22 protein-coding genes and 1 tRNA gene are annotated in these 20,271 nt (G+C 72.3%); 16 read left to right on the forward strand and 7 right to left on the reverse strand.

The features are described from left to right. Positions 1-73 (forward strand) — tRNA-Glu (locus I3F54_RS19165). 98 nt (positions 74-171) lie between these two features. Here I3F54_RS19165 and I3F54_RS19170 read toward each other — a convergent pair. After that, positions 172-816 carry a MerR family transcriptional regulator gene (locus I3F54_RS19170; protein WP_240120138.1) on the reverse strand — a complete coding sequence of 215 codons (645 nt, stop codon included), beginning with the start codon at positions 814-816 and terminating at the stop codon, positions 172-174. An 80-nt stretch (positions 817-896) separates the two neighbouring features. Here I3F54_RS19170 and I3F54_RS19175 point away from each other — a divergent pair, with 80 nt between their 5' ends. Beyond that, positions 897-1,406 carry a DUF4188 domain-containing protein gene (locus I3F54_RS19175; RefSeq protein ID WP_240120049.1) on the forward strand — a complete coding sequence of 170 codons (510 nt, stop codon included), beginning with the start codon at positions 897-899 and terminating at the stop codon, positions 1,404-1,406. Positions 1,407-1,615: 209 nt separating this feature from the next. On the opposite strand, the gene ndgR is transcribed toward I3F54_RS19175, so the two are convergent. Beyond that, positions 1,616-2,332 carry an IclR family transcriptional regulator NdgR gene (ndgR, locus tag I3F54_RS19180; protein WP_205384356.1) on the reverse strand — a complete coding sequence of 239 codons (717 nt, stop codon included), beginning with the start codon at positions 2,330-2,332 and terminating at the stop codon, positions 1,616-1,618. Positions 2,333-2,528: 196 nt separating this feature from the next. Between ndgR and leuC the strand changes: the two genes are divergently transcribed. The 4 genes from leuC (at position 2,529) to I3F54_RS19200 (ending at position 5,890) form a co-directional block, all read left to right on the forward strand. Further along, the gene (leuC, locus tag I3F54_RS19185) at positions 2,529-3,959 is read left to right on the forward strand and encodes a 3-isopropylmalate dehydratase large subunit (protein WP_240120050.1); all 1,431 of its coding nucleotides are present in this window, start codon (positions 2,529-2,531) and stop codon (positions 3,957-3,959) included. Positions 3,960-3,965: 6 nt separating this feature from the next. Continuing rightward, the gene (gene leuD, locus I3F54_RS19190) at positions 3,966-4,559 is read left to right on the forward strand and encodes a 3-isopropylmalate dehydratase small subunit (protein WP_240120051.1); all 594 of its coding nucleotides are present in this window, start codon (positions 3,966-3,968) and stop codon (positions 4,557-4,559) included. Between the two features lie 300 nt (positions 4,560-4,859). Beyond that, positions 4,860-5,090 carry a hypothetical protein gene (locus I3F54_RS19195; protein WP_240120052.1) on the forward strand — a complete coding sequence of 77 codons (231 nt, stop codon included), beginning with the start codon at positions 4,860-4,862 and terminating at the stop codon, positions 5,088-5,090. 137 nt (positions 5,091-5,227) lie between these two features. Next, a complete protein-coding gene (locus I3F54_RS19200; protein WP_240120053.1) occupies positions 5,228-5,890 on the forward strand; it encodes an HU family DNA-binding protein in 663 nt (220 codons plus the stop codon). Between the two features lie 95 nt (positions 5,891-5,985). Here I3F54_RS19200 and I3F54_RS19205 read toward each other — a convergent pair whose 3' ends face one another. Both I3F54_RS19205 and cofC read right to left on the reverse strand, forming a co-directional pair. Then, positions 5,986-6,189: a hypothetical protein gene (locus I3F54_RS19205; protein ID WP_240120054.1), complete on the reverse strand. Its 204-nt coding sequence runs from the start codon at positions 6,187-6,189 to the stop codon at positions 5,986-5,988. Between the two features lie 9 nt (positions 6,190-6,198). Continuing rightward, entirely contained in the window at positions 6,199-6,837 is a 639-nt protein-coding gene (gene cofC, locus I3F54_RS19210; RefSeq protein WP_240120055.1) for a 2-phospho-L-lactate guanylyltransferase, read from the reverse strand. 166 nt (positions 6,838-7,003) lie between these two features. Here cofC and I3F54_RS19215 point away from each other — a divergent pair, with 166 nt between their 5' ends. The 3 genes from I3F54_RS19215 to I3F54_RS19225 all read left to right on the forward strand — a co-directional run bounded on the left by I3F54_RS19215 (position 7,004) and on the right by I3F54_RS19225 (position 10,051). Next, on the forward strand, positions 7,004-7,798 hold the full coding sequence (locus I3F54_RS19215) for a 1-acyl-sn-glycerol-3-phosphate acyltransferase (protein WP_240120056.1): 795 nt from the start codon (positions 7,004-7,006) through the stop codon (positions 7,796-7,798). After that, entirely contained in the window at positions 7,795-8,814 is a 1,020-nt protein-coding gene (locus I3F54_RS19220; RefSeq protein WP_240120057.1) for an NAD(P)H-dependent glycerol-3-phosphate dehydrogenase, read from the forward strand. The genes I3F54_RS19215 and I3F54_RS19220 overlap by 4 nt, the downstream gene beginning before the upstream one ends. Before the next feature lie 79 nt (positions 8,815-8,893). Continuing rightward, on the forward strand, positions 8,894-10,051 hold the full coding sequence (locus tag I3F54_RS19225) for a D-alanine--D-alanine ligase family protein (protein WP_240120058.1): 1,158 nt from the start codon (positions 8,894-8,896) through the stop codon (positions 10,049-10,051). Positions 10,052-10,313: 262 nt separating this feature from the next. On the opposite strand, the gene I3F54_RS19230 is transcribed toward I3F54_RS19225, so the two are convergent. Beyond that, entirely contained in the window at positions 10,314-10,799 is a 486-nt protein-coding gene (locus tag I3F54_RS19230; RefSeq protein ID WP_240120059.1) for a DUF3515 domain-containing protein, read from the reverse strand. A 20-nt stretch (positions 10,800-10,819) separates the two neighbouring features. Beyond that, positions 10,820-11,053, reverse strand: a complete 234-nt coding sequence (locus I3F54_RS19235) for an Lrp/AsnC family transcriptional regulator (RefSeq protein ID WP_111002102.1) — start codon at positions 11,051-11,053, stop codon at positions 10,820-10,822. Between the two features lie 206 nt (positions 11,054-11,259). On the opposite strand from I3F54_RS19235, the gene I3F54_RS19240 reads away from it, so the two are divergent. Together I3F54_RS19240 and thiD are read left to right on the forward strand one after the other, a co-directional pair. Continuing rightward, positions 11,260-12,225: a thiamine-phosphate kinase gene (locus tag I3F54_RS19240; protein WP_240120060.1), complete on the forward strand. Its 966-nt coding sequence runs from the start codon at positions 11,260-11,262 to the stop codon at positions 12,223-12,225. Beyond that, the gene (gene thiD / locus I3F54_RS19245) at positions 12,222-13,049 is read left to right on the forward strand and encodes a bifunctional hydroxymethylpyrimidine kinase/phosphomethylpyrimidine kinase (RefSeq protein ID WP_240120061.1); all 828 of its coding nucleotides are present in this window, start codon (positions 12,222-12,224) and stop codon (positions 13,047-13,049) included. Before I3F54_RS19240 ends, thiD begins: the two co-directional genes overlap by 4 nt. 200 nt (positions 13,050-13,249) lie before the next feature. On the opposite strand, the gene rpmB is transcribed toward thiD, so the two are convergent. Beyond that, entirely contained in the window at positions 13,250-13,435 is a 186-nt protein-coding gene (rpmB, locus tag I3F54_RS19250) for a 50S ribosomal protein L28 (protein WP_003993230.1), read from the reverse strand. Between the two features lie 268 nt (positions 13,436-13,703). Between rpmB and I3F54_RS19255 the strand changes: the two genes are divergently transcribed. The 5 genes from I3F54_RS19255 (at position 13,704) to I3F54_RS19275 (ending at position 20,197) form a co-directional block, all read left to right on the forward strand. Continuing rightward, a complete protein-coding gene (locus I3F54_RS19255) occupies positions 13,704-15,401 on the forward strand; it encodes a DAK2 domain-containing protein (protein ID WP_240120062.1) in 1,698 nt (565 codons plus the stop codon). A 229-nt stretch (positions 15,402-15,630) separates the two neighbouring features. After that, entirely contained in the window at positions 15,631-17,871 is a 2,241-nt protein-coding gene (recG, locus tag I3F54_RS19260) for an ATP-dependent DNA helicase RecG (protein ID WP_240120063.1), read from the forward strand. 49 nt (positions 17,872-17,920) lie between these two features. Continuing rightward, positions 17,921-18,538, forward strand: coding sequence for a 16S rRNA (guanine(966)-N(2))-methyltransferase RsmD (gene rsmD, locus I3F54_RS19265; protein ID WP_275676459.1), 618 nt, complete (start codon positions 17,921-17,923; stop codon positions 18,536-18,538). A 26-nt stretch (positions 18,539-18,564) separates the two neighbouring features. Next, positions 18,565-19,044, forward strand: coding sequence for a pantetheine-phosphate adenylyltransferase (gene coaD / locus I3F54_RS19270; RefSeq protein WP_240120065.1), 480 nt, complete (start codon positions 18,565-18,567; stop codon positions 19,042-19,044). A 73-nt stretch (positions 19,045-19,117) separates the two neighbouring features. Continuing rightward, on the forward strand, positions 19,118-20,197 hold the full coding sequence (locus I3F54_RS19275) for a DivIVA domain-containing protein (RefSeq protein WP_240120066.1): 1,080 nt from the start codon (positions 19,118-19,120) through the stop codon (positions 20,195-20,197). Positions 20,198-20,271 lie beyond the last annotated feature (74 nt).

The raw sequence follows: 20,271 nt of genomic DNA on the forward strand, positions 1-20,271 counted from the left end.
GCCCCCGTTGTGTAGCGGCCTAGCACGCCGCCCTCTCAAGGCGGTAGCGCCGGTTCGAATCCGGTCGGGGGTACGCGAGACGAAGGCCCTCCAGTTCGCTGGAGGGCCTTCGCCGTGTCCGGAGCGGGTGCGCCCGGCACCCCGGTCCCGTGGACCGGCCCGGGAGCCGGGTCACTCGAAGCCGTACCGCCGCGCCGACTCCTCCTCCTGTGCCAGCCGGTGCAGGGCGCTCAGCATCGGCTCCACCAGGATCGCCCCCAGCACCGCCGCCTCCACCCGCTCCGCCTCGGTGGACTGCGTGTCCACGAAGTCGAGATCGAGGACGGCCGCCCGGTGCATCAAGCGCGCACGGTCCACCAGCAGTTCGGGGTCCCAGTCGTAGCCGAGCCGCCGCAGCGCGGCCACCGCCGCCACCAGGGAACGGAACGCCGGCGAGGCCGAGGTCAGCAGTGCGGCGTTGGACCAGCCCAGCGCGCTCAGCAGTTCCTCCGCCTCCTGCCGGGCGCCGCGCACGTACAGGTCCTCCGCGTCCGGCTCCGGGACCTGGGGCAGCGCCCACAGGGCCGCGCCCAGACGGACCGTGCGGCCCAGGGAGTCGTCGTCGACGTGCCCGAGCACCTCCTTCACCGTCGCGACCGGCAGCCGTCCCACCTGGACCATCGCCCGCACCAGGCGCAGCCGGCGCAGATGACCCTCGTCGTACTCGGCCGTGGTCCGGTTGATCTCGCGGCCGGGCGGCAGCAGCCCTTCGCGCAGGTAGTACTTGATCGTCGCGGTGGACACCCCGCTGCGCTCGCTCAGTTCCGCCAGCCGCATCCTCTTGCGCCCCTTCTTGGATAACGGCACTATCCAAGCATGCCCGTCCTGGGCCTGCCGCCCACCCGCAGGGGGATGCCATGCCGTGGACACCGACCGCCGCCACCCGTACCACCGCCGATGCCCGTGGGGAGGTGGTGGTGCTGCTGATCGGCATGCGGATCAACCACTTCCGGGCGGTGCACCAGTGGCTTCCGGTGATGCTGGCGATGTTCCGCATGCTCACCGAGCTGCGGAGGGCCCCGGAGCGCGGACTGCTCTCACATGTGCTGCTGACCGCGTCACCCCGCACGTACTACGTCGTCCAGTACTGGGAGTCCAAGGACAAGCTCTACTCCTACGCCGGCGCTCCCGACGCCTTCCACCGCCGGGTCTGGGCGAAGGTCAACCGCAAGGAGCGCGCCGGCAAGGTGCGCGGGCACGTCGGCATCTGGCACGAGGCGTACATCGTGCCGGAGGGGTCCTACGAGGCCGTCTACGGCGACATGCCGGCCTTCGGGCTGGCGGCGGCGCACGGCCAGGTACCCCTGGAGGCCCGCGGGCGGTACGCGAAGGACCGCTTCGCCCACCGGACGGAGGCACAGGGGTAGGCCGGTCCCGCCGTGCTGCGTCCGCGCGCCGGGGAGACCCGGGCGGGCGCGCCACCCCCGCGCGGGGAGGTTCCAGGAGGGGGGAAGGGCCGCCCGGGTCTCCCCGCGCGGTCGTCCGCGCCCCCCGGTCCTGCGGACCGCCGGGAAGAGCCTGCCGCGGCGTTGAGGCCGGCTCCTCCACGGCGGGGCCGTGACGGCGGGGGCGGGAATCAGCCCGAGCGGCGCAGGGCCTCCGACAGGCGGGCGGCGGCGTCGATGACCGCCTGGGCGTGCATGCGGCCAGGGTGGCGGCTCAGGCGCTCGATCGGACCGGAGACGGACACCGCGGCCACCACGCGGTTGGAGGGGCCGCGCACGGGCGCGGAGACGGAGGCGACGCCCGGCTCGCGCTCGCCGATCGACTGGGCCCAGCCGCGGCGCCGTACGCCCGACAGGGCCGTGGCCGTGAACCGGGCGCCCTGCAGGCCCCGGTGCAGGCGCTCCGGCTCCTCCCAGGCCATGAGGATCTGCGCGGACGAGCCCGCCTTCATGGTGAGCGTCGAACCGACCGGGACGGTGTCCCGCAGGCCGGACAGCCGCTCCGCGGCGGCCACGCAGATCCGCATGTCGCCCTGGCGGCGGTAGAGCTGTGCGCTCTCGCCGGTCACGTCGCGCAGGTGCGTGAGCACCGGCCCGGCCGTGGCGAGAAGGCGGTCCTCGCCGGCCGCCGCCGCGAGTTCCGCCAGGCGCGGGCCGAGGATGAACCGGCCCTGCATGTCCCGTGCCACCATGCGGTGGTGTTCCAGCGCCACGGCCAGGCGGTGGGCCGTGGGTCGTGCCAGTCCGGTGGCCGTGACCAGACCCGCGAGGGTGGCCGGACCGGACTCCAGAGCGCTCAGGACGAGTGCCGCCTTGTCCAGAACGCCGACGCCGCTACTGTTGTCCATGCAACGATACTCGCGTCTCACTCTGTGAAACGCAAGTTCAATTTTCCGTGGAACGCGCCACTCTGGATGTCACGAAGGCACAGCGGCCCGCGGATCAACGGGCCTGGCGGCGGTCGCCCGGACGCAGGGGCGCGGGCGACGCCTCCTCAAGATCTCTAGTTGGGCCGGTGGACGCTTGCCGGCCGGAGGGAAAGCGATGGGTAGGACACTCGCGGAGAAGGTCTGGGACGACCACGTCGTCCGGCGCGCCGAGGGCGAGCCCGACCTCCTCTACATCGATCTGCACCTGCTGCACGAGGTGACCAGCCCGCAGGCCTTCGACGGCCTCCGCAAGAGCGGCCGCACCGTGCGCCGTCTCGACCTGACCATCGCCACCGAGGACCACAACACCCCGACCCTCGACATCGACAAGCCCATCGCCGACCCCGTCTCCCGCGCCCAGCTGGAGACACTGCGCAAGAACTGCGCCGAGTTCGGCGTGCGCCTGCACCCGCTGGGCGACGTGGAGCAGGGCGTCGTCCACGTGGTGGGACCGCAGCTGGGCCTGACCCAGCCCGGCACCACCGTCGTCTGCGGCGACTCCCACACCTCCACCCACGGCGCCTTCGGCGCACTGGCCTTCGGCATCGGCACCTCGCAGGTCGAACACGTGCTGGCCACCCAGACGCTGCCGATGGCCCGCCCGAAGACCATGGCGATCACCGTCGACGGTGAACTGCCCGAGGGTGTCACCGCCAAGGACCTCATCCTGGCGATCATCGCCCGGATCGGCACGGGCGGCGGCCAGGGCTATGTCCTGGAGTACCGCGGCGAGGCCATCGAGAAGCTCTCGATGGAGGCCCGGATGACCATCTGCAACATGTCGATCGAGGCCGGCGCCCGTGCGGGCATGATCGCCCCCGACGAGACGACCTTCGCGTACCTCAAGGGCCGCGCGCACGCCCCCGAGGGTGCCGACTGGGACGAGGCCGTCGCCTACTGGAGGACGCTGCGCACCGACGACGACGCCGAGTTCGACGCCGAGGTCGTCATCGACGCCGCCGAGCTGTCGCCGTTCGTCACCTGGGGCACCAACCCGGGCCAGGGCGCGCCGCTTTCGGCCTCCGTCCCCGATCCGGCTTCGTACGAAGACGCTTCGGAGCGCCTGGCCGCCGAAAAGGCCCTGGAGTACATGGGGTTGGAAGCCGGCCAGCCGCTGCGCTCCATCGGCGTGGACACCGTCTTCGTAGGCTCCTGCACCAACGGCCGCATCGAGGACCTGCGCGCCGCCGCCGACATCGTGCGGGGCCGCAAAGTCGCCGACGGCGTGCGCATGCTGGTCGTCCCCGGCTCGGCGCGGGTCGGTCTGCAGGCCGTCTCCGAGGGCCTGGACGTGGTCTTCAAGGAGGCCGGAGCCGAGTGGCGGCACGCGGGCTGCTCGATGTGCCTGGGCATGAACCCGGACCAGCTGGCCCCCGGTGAGCGCTCCGCCTCCACCTCCAACCGCAACTTCGAGGGCCGGCAGGGCAAGGGCGGCCGGACCCACCTGGTGTCGCCGCAGGTCGCAGCCGCCACGGCGGTCCTGGGCCACCTGGCCTCCCCGGCCGACCTGTCCGACGCCGAGACCCGTACGCCCGCTGGAGTCTGATCAGTCATGGAAGCTTTCACCACGCACACCGGCCGGGCGGTTCCGCTGCGCCGCTCCAACGTCGACACCGACCAGATCATCCCAGCTCACTGGCTGAAGAAGGTCACCCGCGACGGTTTCGAGGACGGTCTGTTCGAGGCCTGGCGCAAGGACGCGGACTTCGTCCTCAACCGTCCCGAGCGGCAGGGCGCCACGGTTCTGGTCGCCGGACCCGACTTCGGTACCGGCTCCTCCCGCGAGCACGCCGTCTGGGCCCTGCAGAACTACGGCTTCAAGGCCGTGATCTCCGCCCGCTTCGCCGACATCTTCCGCGGTAACTCGCTGAAGAACGGCCTGCTCACGGTGGTTCTGGAGCAGCAGACCGTGGACGCTCTGTGGGAGCTCGTCGACGCCGACCCCCAAGCCGAGATCACCGTCGACCTCGTCGAGCGCGAGGTCCGCGCCGAGGGCATCACCGCCTCCTTCGAGCTGGACGAGAACTCCCGCTGGCGGCTGCTGAACGGCCTGGACGACATCTCGATCACCCTGGGGAACGAGGCGGACATCGCCGCGCACGAGGAAAGGCGCCCGGCGCACAAGCCGCGCACCGTCCAGGCCTGATCCCCTCCTGGCCGAAACGGTTCGGGCCCGCGGCCTCCCCGCCTCCCGGACGCGTCGAGTTTCGGCCACCGCGACACCCCCGCCGTACCCCCGATCGCTCCGATCGGGGGTACGGCCGTTTCTGCGCCCGGACAGCCCCCCGCGCCGCCGCGACATCCGACAACGTCCCACGTTAAGGCGGTGATTGCCGGGGTACACGTGCCTGGAGGCCGCGGCTCCGGGAGCTGCGGACAGGGCCGTTCGTGGCGGCAGTTGCCCCCTGCGCGGGCGACAACTCGCCCCAGATGGCACAATCTGTGCATGGGACACGACGGCCAACTCCAGCTCTATGCGGCGGTCGCGGACCAACTCAAACAAGCGCACGCCAGGGTGCGCGCACTGCAAGTCCCGGAGGGCGTACGGATGGCGCTGACCCGGAAGCTGCTGGTCATTACGGCCGCGGCCAAGCACGATCTCGCCGATGCGGCAAGGCGTCTGGAGGGGTTCATCGCGGACCTCGACGCGGGGCGATTCCCCGAAGAGGACCGCTGAACACATCCGTGACAGTCGAGTTCGTTGCGGCGCACGGGTGATTAGCCCGTTTCGTGTTTGATTTGCGGTATATATCTGCCTAACGTGCGAAAACGCTTGAACACTTTCGTTCGGGCAATGTCTCCGAAGGGGAAGACGTGAACAAGGCGCAGCTCGTAGAAGCGATTGCCGACAAGATGGGGGGCCGCCAGCAGGCCGCCGATGCTGTCGACGCGGTCCTGGACGCCATCGTCCGTGCGGTCGTCGCAGGTGACCGGGTCTCGGTCACCGGGTTCGGTTCGTTCGAGAAGGTCGACCGTCCGGCCCGCTACGCCCGCAACCCCCAGACGGGCGAGCGGGTTCGGGTCAAGAAGACCTCCGTGCCGCGCTTCCGCGCGGGCCAGGGCTTCAAGGACCTGGTGAGCGGTTCGAAGAAGCTCCCGAAGGGCGACATCGCCGTCAAGAAGGCTCCCAAGGGCAGCCTGAGCGGCGGCGCCGCCGCGACGGTCAAGAAGGCCGCAGCGAAGAAGGCCACCACCAAGAAGGCCGCAGCGAAGAAGGCACCCGCGAAGAAGGCACCCGCGAAGAAGACCACGACGGCCGCCGCGAAGAAGGCCGCGGCCAAGAAGGCGCCGGCGAAGAAGGCCACGACGGCCGCCGCGAAGAAGGCCGCGGCCAAGAAGGCCGCCACCGCCAAGAAGACGACGGCGAAGAAGGCCACGGCCAAGAAGGCCCCCGCCAAGAAGGCCACGGCCAAGAAGGCCCCCGCCAAGAAGTCGACGGCCCGCAAGACCGCCGCCAAGAAGGCCACCTCCCGCTGACCCGGGAGCGCAGGATTACTCACGCGCCGGGCCGGACTCCCTCTCGGAGTCCGGCCCGCGGCGTGTCCCGGTGCGCTGACCTGCCCCGACGGCGCTCAGAACGTCTGCAGGGTGACCAAGGCGATCCGGCGGTCCGCGCCCTCGCCCGCCGTCTCGATCCGCACCCGCTGACCGGGCCGCAGCAGCCGCAGCCCGCCCGCGTCGAACGCCGGCGCGTCGAAGGGCACCGGGGTGCCGTCGTCGAGCAGCACCTGCCCGCTGCGGGTCGCGGGGTCGTACGTGTATGCCGTCGCCTGCATGACGGCAGCCTACTGCCCGGCCACCGGCAGCCGCCGGGCGGCCAGGGCCGTTTGGGGACCCACCCCCAGCGCCAGCGCCGCCCGCAGATCATCGGCCGTGTCGACGTCCTGCCGTACGGAATCCACCTGCGTGACCGTGATCTCCACCGCTCCCGACGCGCGGTGGCGGGCGCGGGAATCCGGACCGAATGACGGATGCAAAGCACGGCCCGGCCCGGCGCAGAGCAACGTGGTGCCGATTCCGGCCGCATCCGGGAGAAAAGCGCGCGGGAATTCCGCCGCGGCATCCAGAACCCTGGTCAATTCCATCGGGCGAAGGGCGGGGAGGTCCGCGTTGAGCGCCGCGACCGCTCCGTCGGGGCGCGCGGCGCGCACCACCGCAGCCGCATGCGCCAGCGCGGCGTTCAGCCCGCCCCCCGGCTCGTCCGGGACGATCCGCGCGCCCAGAGCCGCCAGCTCCCGGCCGGCCAGCGTGTCGTCCGTGACGACCGCCACATCCCGCACCGCGGGCGTGGCCAGCGCCGCCGCCACCGTGTCCTGCGCGAACGCCAGCGCCAGACCGGGCCGTACCCCGTCGTCGGCCGCGTCCGCGAGTCTGCTCTTCGCCCGCGCCAGGGGCTTCAGAGGGATGACCAAGGTCCACTGCACCGGCGTACCGCCCCTTCCGTGTCGCGGCCATTGTCACTCAGCCGTCACCGGGGCCACCTGGCGGCGGCCGCATCGGGGCGTACGGTGTTCTCGACAGACCGGCGGCCTGGGGCGACACTTGTGCGGCCCCCCGGCCCTGGTGGCAGACCTAGAGGAAGGTGTTCGCGTGCCCCGCCGCAAAATCGGCTTCTGGTACCGCTTCGCCGCAGTGATCTGCAAACCCCCGCTGCTGGCCCTGGTCAAGCGGGACTGGCACGGAATGGAGAACATTCCGGCCGAGGGCGGATTCATCACCGTGGTGAACCACAATTCGCACGTCGACCCCTTCGCCTACGCCCACTTCCAGTACAACACCGGGCGGGTTCCGCGATTCCTGGCGAAGAGCGGACTCTTCAGGAAGGGCCTCGTCGGCGCAGCGATGCGCGGCACCGGGCAGATCCCCGTCTACCGGGAGTCCACCGACGCGCTCAGCGCCTTCCGGGCCGCGATCGACGCCGTGGAGCGCGGCGAGTGCGTCGCCTTCTACCCGGAGGGCACCCTCACCCGCGACCCGGACGGCTGGCCCATGACCGGCAAGACCGGGGCCGCCCGTGTCGCCCTGCAGACCAGGTGCCCGGTCATCCCGGTCGCCCAGTGGGGCTGCAACGAACTGCTGCCGCCGTACGCCACGAAGCCGAACCTGCTGCCGCGCAAGACCCACCGCGTCCTCGCCGGCCCACCCGTGGACCTCTCCCGGTTCTACGGCAAGGAGATGACGGCCGACCTCCTCAAGGAGGCCACCGAGGCCATCATGTCCGCCATCACCCGCCAGCTGGAGGAGATCCGCGGCGAGAAGGCGCCCGAGACGCCGTACGACCCGCGCCGCGAGCGCATCGAGCAACGCCGCCGCACCCAGGCGCAGACGCAGCCGCAGGAACCCGCGCAGCCGCAGTCGCCGCAGGCAGAAGGGCAGGGCAAGTGAGCAAGCCGGTCCGGCCGGTCAAGGCCGCCGTCCTCAGCGCCGGTTCGTGGGGCACGGCCTTCGGAAGGGTGCTCGCCGACGCCGGGTGCGAGGTCGTGCTCTGGGCGCGCCGCGCCGAGGTCGCCGGGGCGATCAACTCCACCCGCACCAACCCCGACTACCTGCCCGGCGTCGAGCTCCCGGAGAACGTCCGGGCCACCACCGACCCCGCCGAGGCCGCGGCCGGCGCCGACTTCACGGTCCTGTCCGTGCCGTCCCAGACCCTGCGTGCCAACCTCGCGCAGTGGACGCCGCTGCTCGCGCCGGACACCGTCCTGGTCTCCCTGATGAAGGGCGTCGAACTCGGCACGACCATGCGGATGAGCGAGGTCATCGAGGACGTCGCCAAGGTCGGCAGGGACCGCGTCGCCGTGGTCACCGGCCCCAACCTGGCTCGCGAGATCGCCGCACGGATGCCGGCCGCGTCCGTCGTCGCCTGCACCGACGAGTCCGTCGCCCGGCGCCTGCAGGCCGCCTGCCACACGCCGTACTTCCGGCCGTACACCAACACCGACGTCGTCGGCTGCGAACTGGGCGGCGCGGTGAAGAACGTCATCGGCCTCGCCGTCGGCATCGCGGACGGCATGGGCCTCGGCGACAACGCCAAGGGCTCGCTCATCACCCGCGGGCTCGCCGAGACCACCCGGCTGGGTCTGGCGATGGGCGCCGACCCGCTCACCTTCTCCGGGCTCGCGGGCCTGGGCGACCTGGTCGCGACCTGCTCCTCGCCGCTGTCCCGCAACCACACCTTCGGCACCAACCTCGGCAAGGGCATGACCCTCCAGGAGACCATCGCGGTCACCAAGCAGACCGCCGAGGGCGTCAAGTCCTGCGAGTCGGTGCTCGATCTGGCCCGCCGGCACGGCGTCGACATGCCGATCACCGAGACGGTCGTCGGCATCGTGCACGAGGGCAAGGCCCCGGTGGTGGCCCTCAAGGAGCTGATGTCGCGCAGCGCGAAGCCCGAGCGGCACTGAGCGGGGGCCGCACGGCGCCGGACGAAGGGGACCGCCGAACGCTGACTCGGGCCCTACGGGCGGGTACGCTCATCGCGATATGAGCACCGAGAACCTCCCCCAGAGCCCTGATCAGCAGCCCCGCAAGCCGCGCGTGGCCGTCGTGTTCGGTGGGCGCAGCTCCGAACACGGGATCTCCATGGTCACGGCCGGCGCCGTGCTGAGCGCCATCGACCGGACGCGCTACGACGTCCTGCCGATCGGCATCACCCGGGAAGGCCGCTGGGTGCTGACGGCCGACGAGCCCGAGCGGATGGCCATCGCCGACCGCCGCACCCCCGAGGTCGAGGATCTGGCGGAGTCCGGCGAGGGCGGCGTGGTGCTCCCCGTCGACCCCGCGAGCCGCGAGGTCGTCTACAGCGAGCCCGGCTCGGTGCCCAAGGCGCTCGGCGAGGTCGACGTGGTCTTCCCGGTGCTGCACGGCCCGTACGGCGAGGACGGCACCCTCCAGGGACTGCTGGAGCTGTCCGGGGTGCCGTACGTGGGCTCGGGCGTGCTCGCCTCGGCCGTCGGCCAGGACAAGGAGTACATGAAGCGGGTCTTCACCTCCTTCGGGCTCGCCGTCGGCCCGTACACCGTGATCCGGCCGCGCGAGTGGGAGCAGGACCGGCCCGCCGCCCGCAAGGGGATCGTCGACTTCGCCGGTGAGCACGGCTGGCCGCTGTTCGTGAAGCCGGCCCGCGCGGGTTCGTCGATCGGCATCACCAAGGTCGACGACCTCTCCGGCCTGGACGAGGCGATCGCCGAGGCCCACCGCCACGACCCCAAGATCCTGATCGAGGCCGCGCTGCGGGGCCGCGAGATCGAGTGCGGCGTCCTGGAGTTCCAGGACGGTCCGCGCGCCTCCGCGCCCGCCGAGATCCCGCCGCCGGACGCCCACGCGTACTACGACTTCGAGGCCAAGTACATCGACTCCACCCCCGGCATCGTGCCCGCCCCGCTGACCGGCGAGGAGACCGCCGAGGTGCAGCGGCTCGCGGTGCAGGCCTTCGAGGCGGCGTCGTGCGAGGGCCTCGTCCGCGCGGACTTCTTCCTCACCGAGGACGGCACGTTCGTGATCAACGAGATCAACACCATGCCCGGTTTCACACCCATCTCGATGTACCCGCAGATGTGGCAGGCGAGCGGAATCGGCTACCGGGAACTGGTGGACCGGCTCATCCAGGCGGCGCTGCGCCGTTCGACCGGCCTGAGGTAGCCCTTCCCGGGCGTGCGGGGCCGCACCGGAACGCGGCTCCGCCCCCGGGGCGCGGCCGAGCGCCGCTCCTCGACGGGCGAACGCTGCCTGCCGCGGCACCAGGGGGTGTTCCGACAGTCCCGCACAGCACCCGCGGCGCCCGGTACGCACTCTCGCCGCACCGGCCGTAAGTCCGGGTACATCCGGTACGAGGTCTTCCGTCCGGCACGCCGCGAGACGCACCGGACACCGCGGGCACCGCACCGGACCTTCGGAACACCCCCTAGTCGGCTATCCCCTCCGGCACCGTCTTCCTGACCGCGGGTGCCAGATCCACCAGCGGTGACACGCCTTCGGCGGTCAGCTCCGCGGGGAGCGTGACCTCGACGTACGCCGTGCGCAGCGTCGTCGTGAACCGGTACGCCCCGCCGTCCTGCTTCTCCACCAGCCAGCCGACACCGTCCACCTCGACCCCGTCGGCCTCGGTCGAGGACATCGAGGCGGGCCGCGGCACACCGCACCGCAGTATGATCGCCGGGTCCCCCCACCCCGCGGTCAACGCGGACGCGGGCTCGGGGTCCCGGCGATCGCGGCCGTCGACCTCGGACGGAAGTGCCCTGTCCAGGTCCCGGCACAGTCCGGACACCCTCGCCCCCGGCGAGGGAACCGCCGCCGCCGGACCGTCGTCCGTCGACGAGCAGCCTGCGGCAGCGGCGATCAGCAGGGCGAGTACGGGCAGACCGAGAGGCCGGTGACGGGAGAAGCTCACCGGCCAAGGGTAGACGGGGGCTACAGATGAACCACCGGGCAGGTCAGGGTGCGCGTGATGCCGTCCACCTGCTGGACCTTGGCAACCACCATGCGCCCCAGGCCGTCGACTGTGTCGGCCTGGGCCCGGACGATGACGTCGTACGGTCCTGTGACGTCCTCGGCCTGGATGACTCCGGGGATCTTGCTGATCGTCTCGGCGACGGTCGACGCCTTGCCGACCTCCGTCTGGATCAGGATGTACGCCTGTACCACGGAACCTCCAGGGCGGCCACGAGGATCATGTGGGGAAAAGGAACGCCACGGTATCGCGTCGCCGCTCGCCGCGGGGAGACCTGCGGGCACCCGCGCCCGCGTGCCGGGGCGCGGGCAGCCGGGAAGTCGACGGTCTCCTCGACCGTATCGAGCACACCGGTCGGGCGCGACCGGGAACGGACAGAGGCAGAAGGGGAGCAAGGGACATGAAGGGCACTGTTGGTGAGCTCGGGGAGTTCGGGCTCATCAGGGAGCTCACCTCCCGTCTCACCACCACTCCCGCGGTGCGGGTCGGCCCCGGTGACGACGCCGCGGTGGTGGCCGCGCCCGACCGCCGGGTCGTGGCCAGCACGGACATCCTGCTGGAGGGCAGGCACTTCCGGCGGGACTGGTCCACGGCCTACGACGTCGGCCGCAAGGCCGCCGCGCAGAACCTCGCGGACATCGCCGCGATGGGTGCCGTGCCGACCGCCCTGCTGCTCGGCCTGGTGGTACCGGCCGAGCTGCCGGTGACCTGGCCGACGGAGCTGATGGACGGCCTGCGCGACGAGTGCCAGGTCGCGGGCGCCTCGGTGGTCGGCGGGGACGTGGTGCGCGGGGACACGATCATGGTGTCGATCACAGCCCTCGGCGACCTGCGCAACCAGGAGCCGGTGACCCGTGGGGGCGCACAGCCAGGAGACGTCGTCGCGGTGACGGGCTGGCTGGGCTGGTCCGCGGCCGGGTACGCCGTCCTCGCCCGCGGGTTCCGTTCGCCGCGCGCCTTCGTGGAGGCCCACCGTCGTCCCGAGCCGCCGTACCACGCGGGTCCGGCCGCCGCGGCACTCGGCGCCACCGCGATGTGCGACGTGAGCGACGGGCTGGTCGCCGACCTCGGGCACATCGCCGAGGCGAGCAACGTCCGGATCGACGTCCGCTCCGGCGCGATCGACATCCCGACCCAGATGAACGATATCGGTCAGGCCGTCGGCGTCGATCCGCTGCAGTGGGTGCTCACCGGGGGCGAGGACCACGCGATCGTGGCGACCTTCCCGCCGGACGCCAAGCTGCCCGCCCGCTGGAAGGTGATCGGCGAGGTGCTCAACCCCTCGGCCCTGCCCCAGGTGACGGTCGACGGGGCGCCGTGGACCCGGAAGGGCGGCTGGGACCACTTCGGGGACATCGAGTCATGACGCCGCCCAGGGTGCTGACCGTGGCGGGCTCGGACTCCGGTGGCGGCGCCGGGATCCAGGCCGACCTGAAGACGATGCTCGCGCTCGGCGTGCACGGCATGAGCGTGGTCACCGCGGTCACCGCCCAGAACTCCCTGGGCGTGCAGGGCGCTTGGGAACTGCCCGCGGAGGCGGTGCGCGCCCAGTACCGCAGCGTCGTGGACGACATCGGCGTGCAGGCCGTGAAGACCGGGATGCTGGCCTCCGCCGAACTCGTCGAGACCGTCGCCGGATTGATCGCCGCGACGGACGCGCCGGCGGTCGTCGACCCGGTGGGCGTCTCCAAGCACGGCGACCCGCTGCTGGCCGCCTCCGCGCTGGAGTCGGTGCGCACCAGGCTGCTGCCGGCCGCCACGGTCGCCACCCCGAACCTCGACGAGGTGGCGCAACTGACCGGCGTACGGGTCGAGTCCGAGCCGGACATGCGCCGGGCCGCGGCGGCCGTGCTGGAGTACGGGCCGCGCTGGGTGCTGATCAAGGGCGGTCATCTCGCCGCGGACGCGGCGAGGCCGGGCGGCGACCGGGCCGTGGACCTGCTCACCGACGGCTCCGACGAGCACTGGCTGCGCGCCCCCCGGTACGGCAACCGGCACACCCACGGAACCGGCTGCACCCTCGCCTCCGCCGTCGCCTGCGGTCTGGCCCGGGGGCGATCGGTGCCTCAGGCGGTGACGGCGGCCAAGGCGTACGTCACCGGGGCCATCGCCGCAGGGTTCGCGCTCGGCGGCGGGATCGGCCCCGTCGACCACGGATGGGACCTCGAACGGGGCGCGGGCGGTGCCTGACACCGGCCGCCCCCCTCCGGCCCGGTTCTCCGGGCCCGGCCGGTGAGGAAGGCACCCCGAACGAAGCCCGGACGCGCCTGCCCCGGCGACGTGGCGGCCGCGGGAGCAGGTGGCGTCCGGACATGCAGAAAGCCGGTCCACACGAGGTGGACCGGCTCAGTGCAGCTGACCGGACGGTGGCCGCGCGCTGTAGCGGAGCGTCAGCGCGAGACCTTGCCGGCCTTGATGCACGAGGTGCAAGCGTTCACGCGCTTCGGCGTCCCGCCGACCACGGTACGCACACGCTGGATGTTCGGGTTCCAGCGGCGGGACGTACGGCGGTGCGAGTGCGAGATGTTGTTGCCGAAGCCCGGCCCCTTGCCGCAGACGTCGCAGTTGGCAGCCACGGGTCACTCCAAAGACTTCAGATGCACTAACGGTCAATCCCGGCATGCCGGGATCGAGATCTCAGGATCTGTACGATCTGAGAACTGAGTGGCGTTGCCAGGGGGGATAGACCCGATCAGGATCGGGCCAACCGGAGCAGCATACAACGGCTGCTTCCGTACAACGAAACTACCATGGCAGCTCAGGGGACCGCCCCCGGCCCTCTTCCGGCGCACACCCCCTCAAGGTCTACGCTGCGTCCCGATCCAGCAGCTCAAGGAGGCGCAGGTGGCGCAGGTGCCGCAGACATTCCTCGATGCTCTCGCGGTGCGCACCTGGTGCGGCCTCGCGCTGGACGCGCTGGGGCGGGCGCGCGAGGAGATCGACGCCATCAACGTCTACCCCGTCGCCGACGGGGACACCGGGACGAACCTCTACCTGACTGTCGAGTCCGCCGTCGCCGCCGTCGAGGCGGTCTTCACCGGGTACGAGGCGGGCGGCCCCGGCGAGGGCGCCGGCCCCTCGCTGGCCGACGCGGCGCGGGCGATGGCCCACGGGGCGCTCATCGGCGCCCGCGGCAACTCCGGAACCATCCTGGCGCAGCTGCTGCGCGGCATGTCCCAGGTGCTCGCCGCCGAGGAGGAGGGCATCCGGGCCGACGGGCAGGGACTCCGGCTCGCCCTGCGGCGGGCGGCCGATTCCGCCCGCCAGGCCGTCGTCCACCCCGTCGAGGGCACCGTGCTGTCGGTCGCCTCGGCCGCCGCCGAGGCTGCCGCCGGGGCCGAGGACGACTGCGGAGCGGTGGCGCGGGCCGCCTACGAAGGGGCCCGCGCGGCGCTCGCCGCGACGCCCGGCCAGCTGGCCGCGCTGCGGCGCGCCGGGGTCGTGGACGCGGGCGGACAGGGGCTGGTGGCGGTCCTGGCCGCGCTGGTGGAGACGTTCACCGGAGAGGCACCGGCGGCGACCCAGGCAGCTGTGCCCCACCCGCGCGTGCGGGTGCCGGTGGCCGGTGGGACAGGAGCGGCCGGCTGCCCCGACGGGACGGCCCCGCCCACGGAGGACGGGCCCGCCTTCGAGGTGATCTACCTGCTGGAGGCCGACGACGACGCCGTCGCCCGGCTGCGGCGCCGGCTGGACTCCCTCGGCGACTCCCTGGTCGTCGTCGGCGGCGACGGGCTGTGGAACGTCCATGTGCACGTCGACGACGCCGGCGCCGCCGTGGAGGCCGGGGTGGAGGCCGGACGGCCGTACCGGATCCGCATCACGCACTTCGGGGCGGGCGACGTGCACACCGCGCGCGGCGAGCGCCCGGCCCGCGAGCGGATCCAGCGGGCGGTCGTGGCCGTGGTGCCCGGCGAGGGCCTGGCCGGGCTGTACACCGAGGCCGGTGCGACCACCGTGCTCGCGCGCCCCGGGGAGCCGCCGGCGAGCGGGGAGCTCACCGAGGCCGTGCGGCGGGCCCACGCGCGCGAGGTCGTCCTGCTGCCCAACGACGCCGAGCTGCGCCACACCGCTGCCGCCGCCGCCGAGCAGGCCCGCGCGGAGGGGATCCGGGTGGCCCTGATCCCGACGCGCTCCGCGGTCCAGGGCATTGCCGCCCTGGCCGTGCACGAGCCCGACCGCCGCTTCGACGAGGACGTCGTCTCGATGACCTCGGCGGCGGGCGCCACCCGGTACGCCGAGCTCGCGGTGGCCGAGCGGCAGTCCTGGACGATGGCCGGCATCTGCCAGGCCGGTGACGTGCTCGGCCTCATCGACGGTGACGTGGCCGTCATCGGCACCGACGTCATCCTCACCGCCGAGACCGTTCTGGACCGGATGCTGGCGGCCGGCGGCGAACTCGTCACGCTCGTCGTCGGCGACCAGGCCCCCGAGGGCGTCGCCGACCGCCTGGAGGCCCGGGTGAGGGAGGCCTACCTGGCGGTCGACACCGTGGTGTACCGCGGCGGCCGGCAGGGAGCACTGCTGCTGATCGGCGTGGAGTGAGCCCGACGGCTCCGAAGACCCCGCCGGGCGGTCCGTCGTCACGGCCCCGCCGGCGGGGGAGGAGACGCGACGGCGCGGGGCCGGGCGGTCCCGGTGGGGCGGGAGTCCGCGGGGGAGGCCGGACCGTGCCGTCCTGCGACCCGGGCGACCGGGCTGACCAGGGATTCCCCAAGACGTATACGAGCCCTGTCGCCACCGGTCCGCGGCATTGTCAGCGCCGTGGTGTGCAATGGATCCCGTGCCCGCACTGCAAGAACCACTGCGACAACCGCTGAAGTCGGTGCTCGGCCCCGCCACCGCGAAGGTGATGGCCGAGCACCTCGGCCTGCACACCGTCGGTGATCTCCTCCATCACTATCCGCGCAGATACGAGGAGCGTGGGCAGCTCACCCACCTCGCCGACCTCCCCATGGACGAGCACGTCACGGTGGTCGCCCAGGTGGCCGACGCCCGCCTGCACACCTTCGCCTCCGCACGCGCCCCGCGCGGCAAGGGCCAGCGCCTGGAGGTGACGATCACCGACGGCAGCGGCCGGCTCCAGCTGGTCTTCTTCGGCAACGGCGTGCACAAGCCGCACAAGGAACTGCTGCCCGGCACGCGCGCGATGTTCGCCGGCAAGGTCTCCGTCTTCAACCGCCGCCTGCAACTCGCCCACCCCGCCTACGAACTGCTCCGCCGCGACGGCGAGGAGGGCGAGGAGGGCGAGGAGGCCGTCGAGGCCTGGGCCGGCGCCCTCATCCCCCTCTACCCCGCCACCGCCAAGCTGGAGTCCTGGAAGATCGCCAAGGCCGTCCAGACCGTCCTGCCCAGCGCCGGGGAGGCGGTCGACCCACTGCCCGGTTCCCTGCGCGAGGGCCGCGGCCTGGTCTCCCTCCCCGAGGCCCTGGTCAAGATCCACCGCCCGCACACCAAGGCCGACATCGCCGACGCCCGCGCCCGGCTGAAGTGGGACGAGGCCTTCGTTCTCCAGGTCGCCCTCGCCCGTCGCCGGCACGCCGACGCCCAGCTCCCGGCCGTCCCGCGCACCCCCGGGCCCGACGGCATCCTCGCCGACTTCGACGGCCGGCTCCCCTTCACGCTCACCGACGGCCAGCAGAAGGTCTCCGCGGAGATCTTCGACGACCTGGCGCGCGAGCACCCGATGCACCGGCTGCTGCAGGGAGAGGTCGGATCCGGCAAGACCCTCGTCGCCCTGCGCGCCATGCTCGCCGTCGTCGACGCCGGCGGACAGGCCGCGATGCTCGCCCCCACCGAGGTCCTCGCCCAGCAGCACCACCGGTCGGTCACCGAGATGATGGGCGACCTCGCCGAGCAGGGCATGCTCGGCGGCGCCGACCACGGCACCAAGGTGGTCCTGCTCACCGGCTCGATGGGGGCCGCCGCCCGCCGCCGGGCCCTCCTCGACCTCGCCACCGGCGAGGCCGGCATCGTCATCGGCACGCACGCGCTGATCGAGGACAAGGTCCGCTTCCACGACCTCGGCCTGGTCGTCGTCGACGAACAGCACCGCTTCGGCGTCGAGCAGCGCGACGCCCTGCGCGGCAAGGGCAAGCAGCCCCCGCACCTGCTCGTCATGACCGCCACGCCCATTCCGCGCACGGTCGCCATGACCGTCTTCGGCGACCTGGAGACCTCCGTCCTCGACCAGCTCCCGGCCGGCCGCTCGCCCATCGCCAGCCATGTCGTGCCCGCCGCCGACAAGCCCCACTTCCTGGCCCGCGCCTGGGAGCGGGTGCGGGAGGAGGTCGCCAAGGGCCACCAGGCGTACGTCGTCTGCCCCCGCATCGGCGACGAGGAGGACGGCCCCGCAAGGGCCGGGAAAGCGGGCGGATCGGCCGAGGACGAGGCCGAGAAGCGGCCCCCGCTCGCCGTCCTGGACGTTGCCGCGCAGCTGGCGCGCGGGCCGCTGAGCGGCCTGGGCGTCGAGGTGCTGCACGGCCGTATGCAGCCCGACGACAAGGACGCCGTCATGCGCCGCTTCGCCGCCGGCGAGACCGACGTGCTGGTCGCCACGACCGTCATCGAGGTCGGCGTCAACGTCCCGAACGCCACCGTCGTGGTGATCATGGACGCCGACCGCTTCGGCGTTTCGCAGCTGCACCAGCTGCGCGGTCGCGTCGGCCGGGGCTCCGCGCCCGGCCTGTGCCTGCTGGTCACCGAGATGCCCGAGGCCTCCGCCGCCCGGCAGCGCCTCGCCGCCGTCGCCTCCACCCTCGACGGCTTCGAACTGTCCCGCATCGACCTCGAACAGCGCCGCGAGGGTGACGTCCTCGGCCAGGCCCAGTCCGGTGCCCGCTCCAGCCTGCGCGTCCTCGCGGTCATCGAGGACGAGGAGATCATCGCCGAGGCCCGCCAGGAAGCCTCGGCCGTCGTGGCGTCCGACCCGGAACTGGCCGGTCTCCCGGGCCTGCGGACGGCGCTGGACGCCTTGGTGGACGAGGACAGGGAGCAGTACCTGGAAAAGGGATGAGGCGGGACCGCCCGCTGACGCGGTGCGCCGTGCGACCCGCCACACTGAACTGGAAGCACCCCACTACCAAGGACCCGAGATGACCCGCGTAATCGCCGGCGCAGCCGGCGGACGCCGCCTGGCCGTTCCGCCGGGCAGCGGCACCCGCCCCACCTCCGACCGCGCACGCGAGGGCCTCTTCTCCACCTGGCGGTCCCTCCTGGGCGGCCCCCTCGACGGTGAGCGCGTCCTCGACCTGTACGCCGGTTCCGGAGCCGTGGGCCTGGAGGCCCTGTCCCGCGGCGCGAGCCACACCCTGCTGGTCGAGGCGGACGCCCGTGCCGCCCGAACCGTCCGGGAGAACGTGCGGAACCTGGGCCTTCCGGGCGCCGAGGTCAGGGCGGGCAAAGCGGAACAGGTCGTCCGCGGCGCAGCTCCCGCGGAGCCGTTCGACATCGTCTTCCTCGACCCGCCGTACGCCGTCCCGGACGACGATCTTCGGGAGATCCTGCTCACACTCCGCTCGGAGGGCTGGCTCGCGGACGCGGCCGTCGTCACCGTGGAGCGCAGCACCAGAGGCGGCGAATTCCGGTGGCCGGACGGCTTCGACGGCATTCGGGCCCGTCGCTACGGCGAGGGAACGTTTTGGTACGGTCGCGCCGCCTCTACGTGCGAAGACGCACGATGACCGGATCGGAGAGCGAGGGAGCTCAAGTGCGCCGCGCCGTATGTCCCGGGTCGTTCGACCCGATCACCAACGGACACCTCGACATCATTGCCCGGGCTTCCCGCCTCTACGACGAGGTGTACGTCGCGGTGATGATCAACAAGGCCAAGAAGGGCCTGTTCGAGATCGAGGAGCGGATCGAGCTGATCCGCCACGTCACCGCCGAATACGGAAACGTCCGCGTGGAGGCCTTCCACGGCCTGCTCGTCGACTTCTGCAAGCAGCGCGACATCCCGGCCATCGTGAAGGGCCTGCGCGCGGTCAGCGACTTCGACTACGAGCTGCAGATGGCCCAGATGAACAACGGCCTCTCCGGCGTCGAGACCCTCTTCGTCCCGACCAACCCCACCTACAGCTTCCTGTCCTCCTCCCTCGTCAAGGAGGTGGCCCAGTGGGGCGGCGACGTCTCCCACCTGGTGCCGCCGGCCGTCCTGGAGGCCCTGGGCCGGCGTCTGCGCCAAGGCTGAACGGGCCACAGTCCAAAGGGCTACAGTCGTCCCGTCCGTCTCCAACACATCGGTAGAGAGTGGCGAGCACACGGTGGACGTGCAGAAGAAGCTCGACGAGATCGTGGCCACGGTCTCCAGTGCCCGGGCCATGCCCATGTCGGCGTCGTGCGTGGTCAACCGCGCCGAGCTGCTCGCGATGCTGGAAGAGGTCCGGCAGGCGCTGCCCGGCTCCCTCGCCCAGGCCCAGGAGCTCATCGGCGGCCGTGAGCAGATGGTCGAGGACGCCCGCCGCGAGGCCGAACGGATCATCGAGCAGGCGCACAGCGAGCGCGGTTCGCTGATCTCCGACACCGAGGTCGCCCGCCGCTCCCTGGCCGAGGCCGACCGCATCCTCTCCGACGCCCGCCAGGAGGCCGAGGAGGTCCGCGCGGAGGCCGACGACTACGTCGACTCCAAGCTCGCCAACTTCGAGGTCGTCCTGACCAAGACGCTCGGCTCGGTCGGCCGCGGTCGTGAGAAGCTGCTCGGCACCGGGCCCGGCCCGGGGGAGCAGGGCCACGTTGATCCGGAGGAGGACGACGCCCCCGAGCGCAGCCACGACCCCGAGACCCTGCGCCGCGACGCCGACGCCTATGTCGACACCAAACTCGGCGCGTTCGAGGCGGTCCTCGCCAAGACCCTGGAGGCGGTCGGCCGCGGCCGGCAGAAGCTGCACGGCCGGATCGCCACGGACGACCTCGGCGCCCTGGCCGACGACACCTCCACCGTCCAGCACTCCAGCGACGCCGACTACCTCGCCGACCTCGCGGCCCTCGCCGAGCAGGACGCGGCGGCACAGGCGCAGCAGTCCCAGCAGTCGCCGTACGCCTACCAGCAGCAGCCGGACCCGTACGCCGGTTACCAGCAGCAGTACGGCCAGCAGGACGCCTACGGCTACCCGCAGGCGGACCCGTACGCCTCCGGCTACACCACGGCGGGCGCCGCCTCCTTCCAGGGCGGCTACGACGCCTCCCAGCAGACCGGCTACGACCCCCGGCAGGCCCACTCGTCCCACCAGCCCCAGCAGCAGGACCAGCAGGGCTACGCGCTCGACGAGACCAGCCTCTTCGACACCGGCATGATCAGCGCGGAGCAGCTGAGGGCCTACGAGCAGGGCCGCGGGCCGCAGTAGGGCACCGGATTGGGTCCTGGGCGAAAGGTCAAGTATCCTGGCCCTTCGGTCGCGTCTACGTCCGCGATCAGCGC

Source organism: Streptomyces sp. MUM 2J, from assembly GCF_022414535.1.
GTDB lineage: Bacteria > Actinomycetota > Actinomycetes > Streptomycetales > Streptomycetaceae > Streptomyces.

Excerpts from the sequence above, each read along its gene's own strand:
- I3F54_RS19175 (WP_240120049.1), top strand. The coding sequence starts at position 897 with ATGCCGTGGACACCGACCGCCGCCACCCGTACCACCGCCGATGCCCGT.
- I3F54_RS19205 (WP_240120054.1), bottom strand. The coding sequence starts at position 6,189 with ATGCAGGCGACGGCATACACGTACGACCCCGCGACCCGCAGCGGGCAG.
- leuC (WP_240120050.1), top strand. The coding sequence starts at position 2,529 with ATGGGTAGGACACTCGCGGAGAAGGTCTGGGACGACCACGTCGTCCGG.
- thiD (WP_240120061.1), top strand. The coding sequence starts at position 12,222 with ATGACGCCGCCCAGGGTGCTGACCGTGGCGGGCTCGGACTCCGGTGGC.
- recG (WP_240120063.1), top strand. The coding sequence starts at position 15,631 with ATGGATCCCGTGCCCGCACTGCAAGAACCACTGCGACAACCGCTGAAG.
- I3F54_RS19195 (WP_240120052.1), top strand. The coding sequence starts at position 4,860 with ATGGGACACGACGGCCAACTCCAGCTCTATGCGGCGGTCGCGGACCAA.
- I3F54_RS19240 (WP_240120060.1), top strand. The coding sequence starts at position 11,260 with ATGAAGGGCACTGTTGGTGAGCTCGGGGAGTTCGGGCTCATCAGGGAG.
- I3F54_RS19225 (WP_240120058.1), top strand. The coding sequence starts at position 8,894 with ATGAGCACCGAGAACCTCCCCCAGAGCCCTGATCAGCAGCCCCGCAAG.
- ndgR (WP_205384356.1), bottom strand. The coding sequence starts at position 2,332 with ATGGACAACAGTAGCGGCGTCGGCGTTCTGGACAAGGCGGCACTCGTC.
- I3F54_RS19170 (WP_240120138.1), bottom strand. The coding sequence starts at position 816 with ATGCGGCTGGCGGAACTGAGCGAGCGCAGCGGGGTGTCCACCGCGACG.
- leuD (WP_240120051.1), top strand. The coding sequence starts at position 3,966 with ATGGAAGCTTTCACCACGCACACCGGCCGGGCGGTTCCGCTGCGCCGC.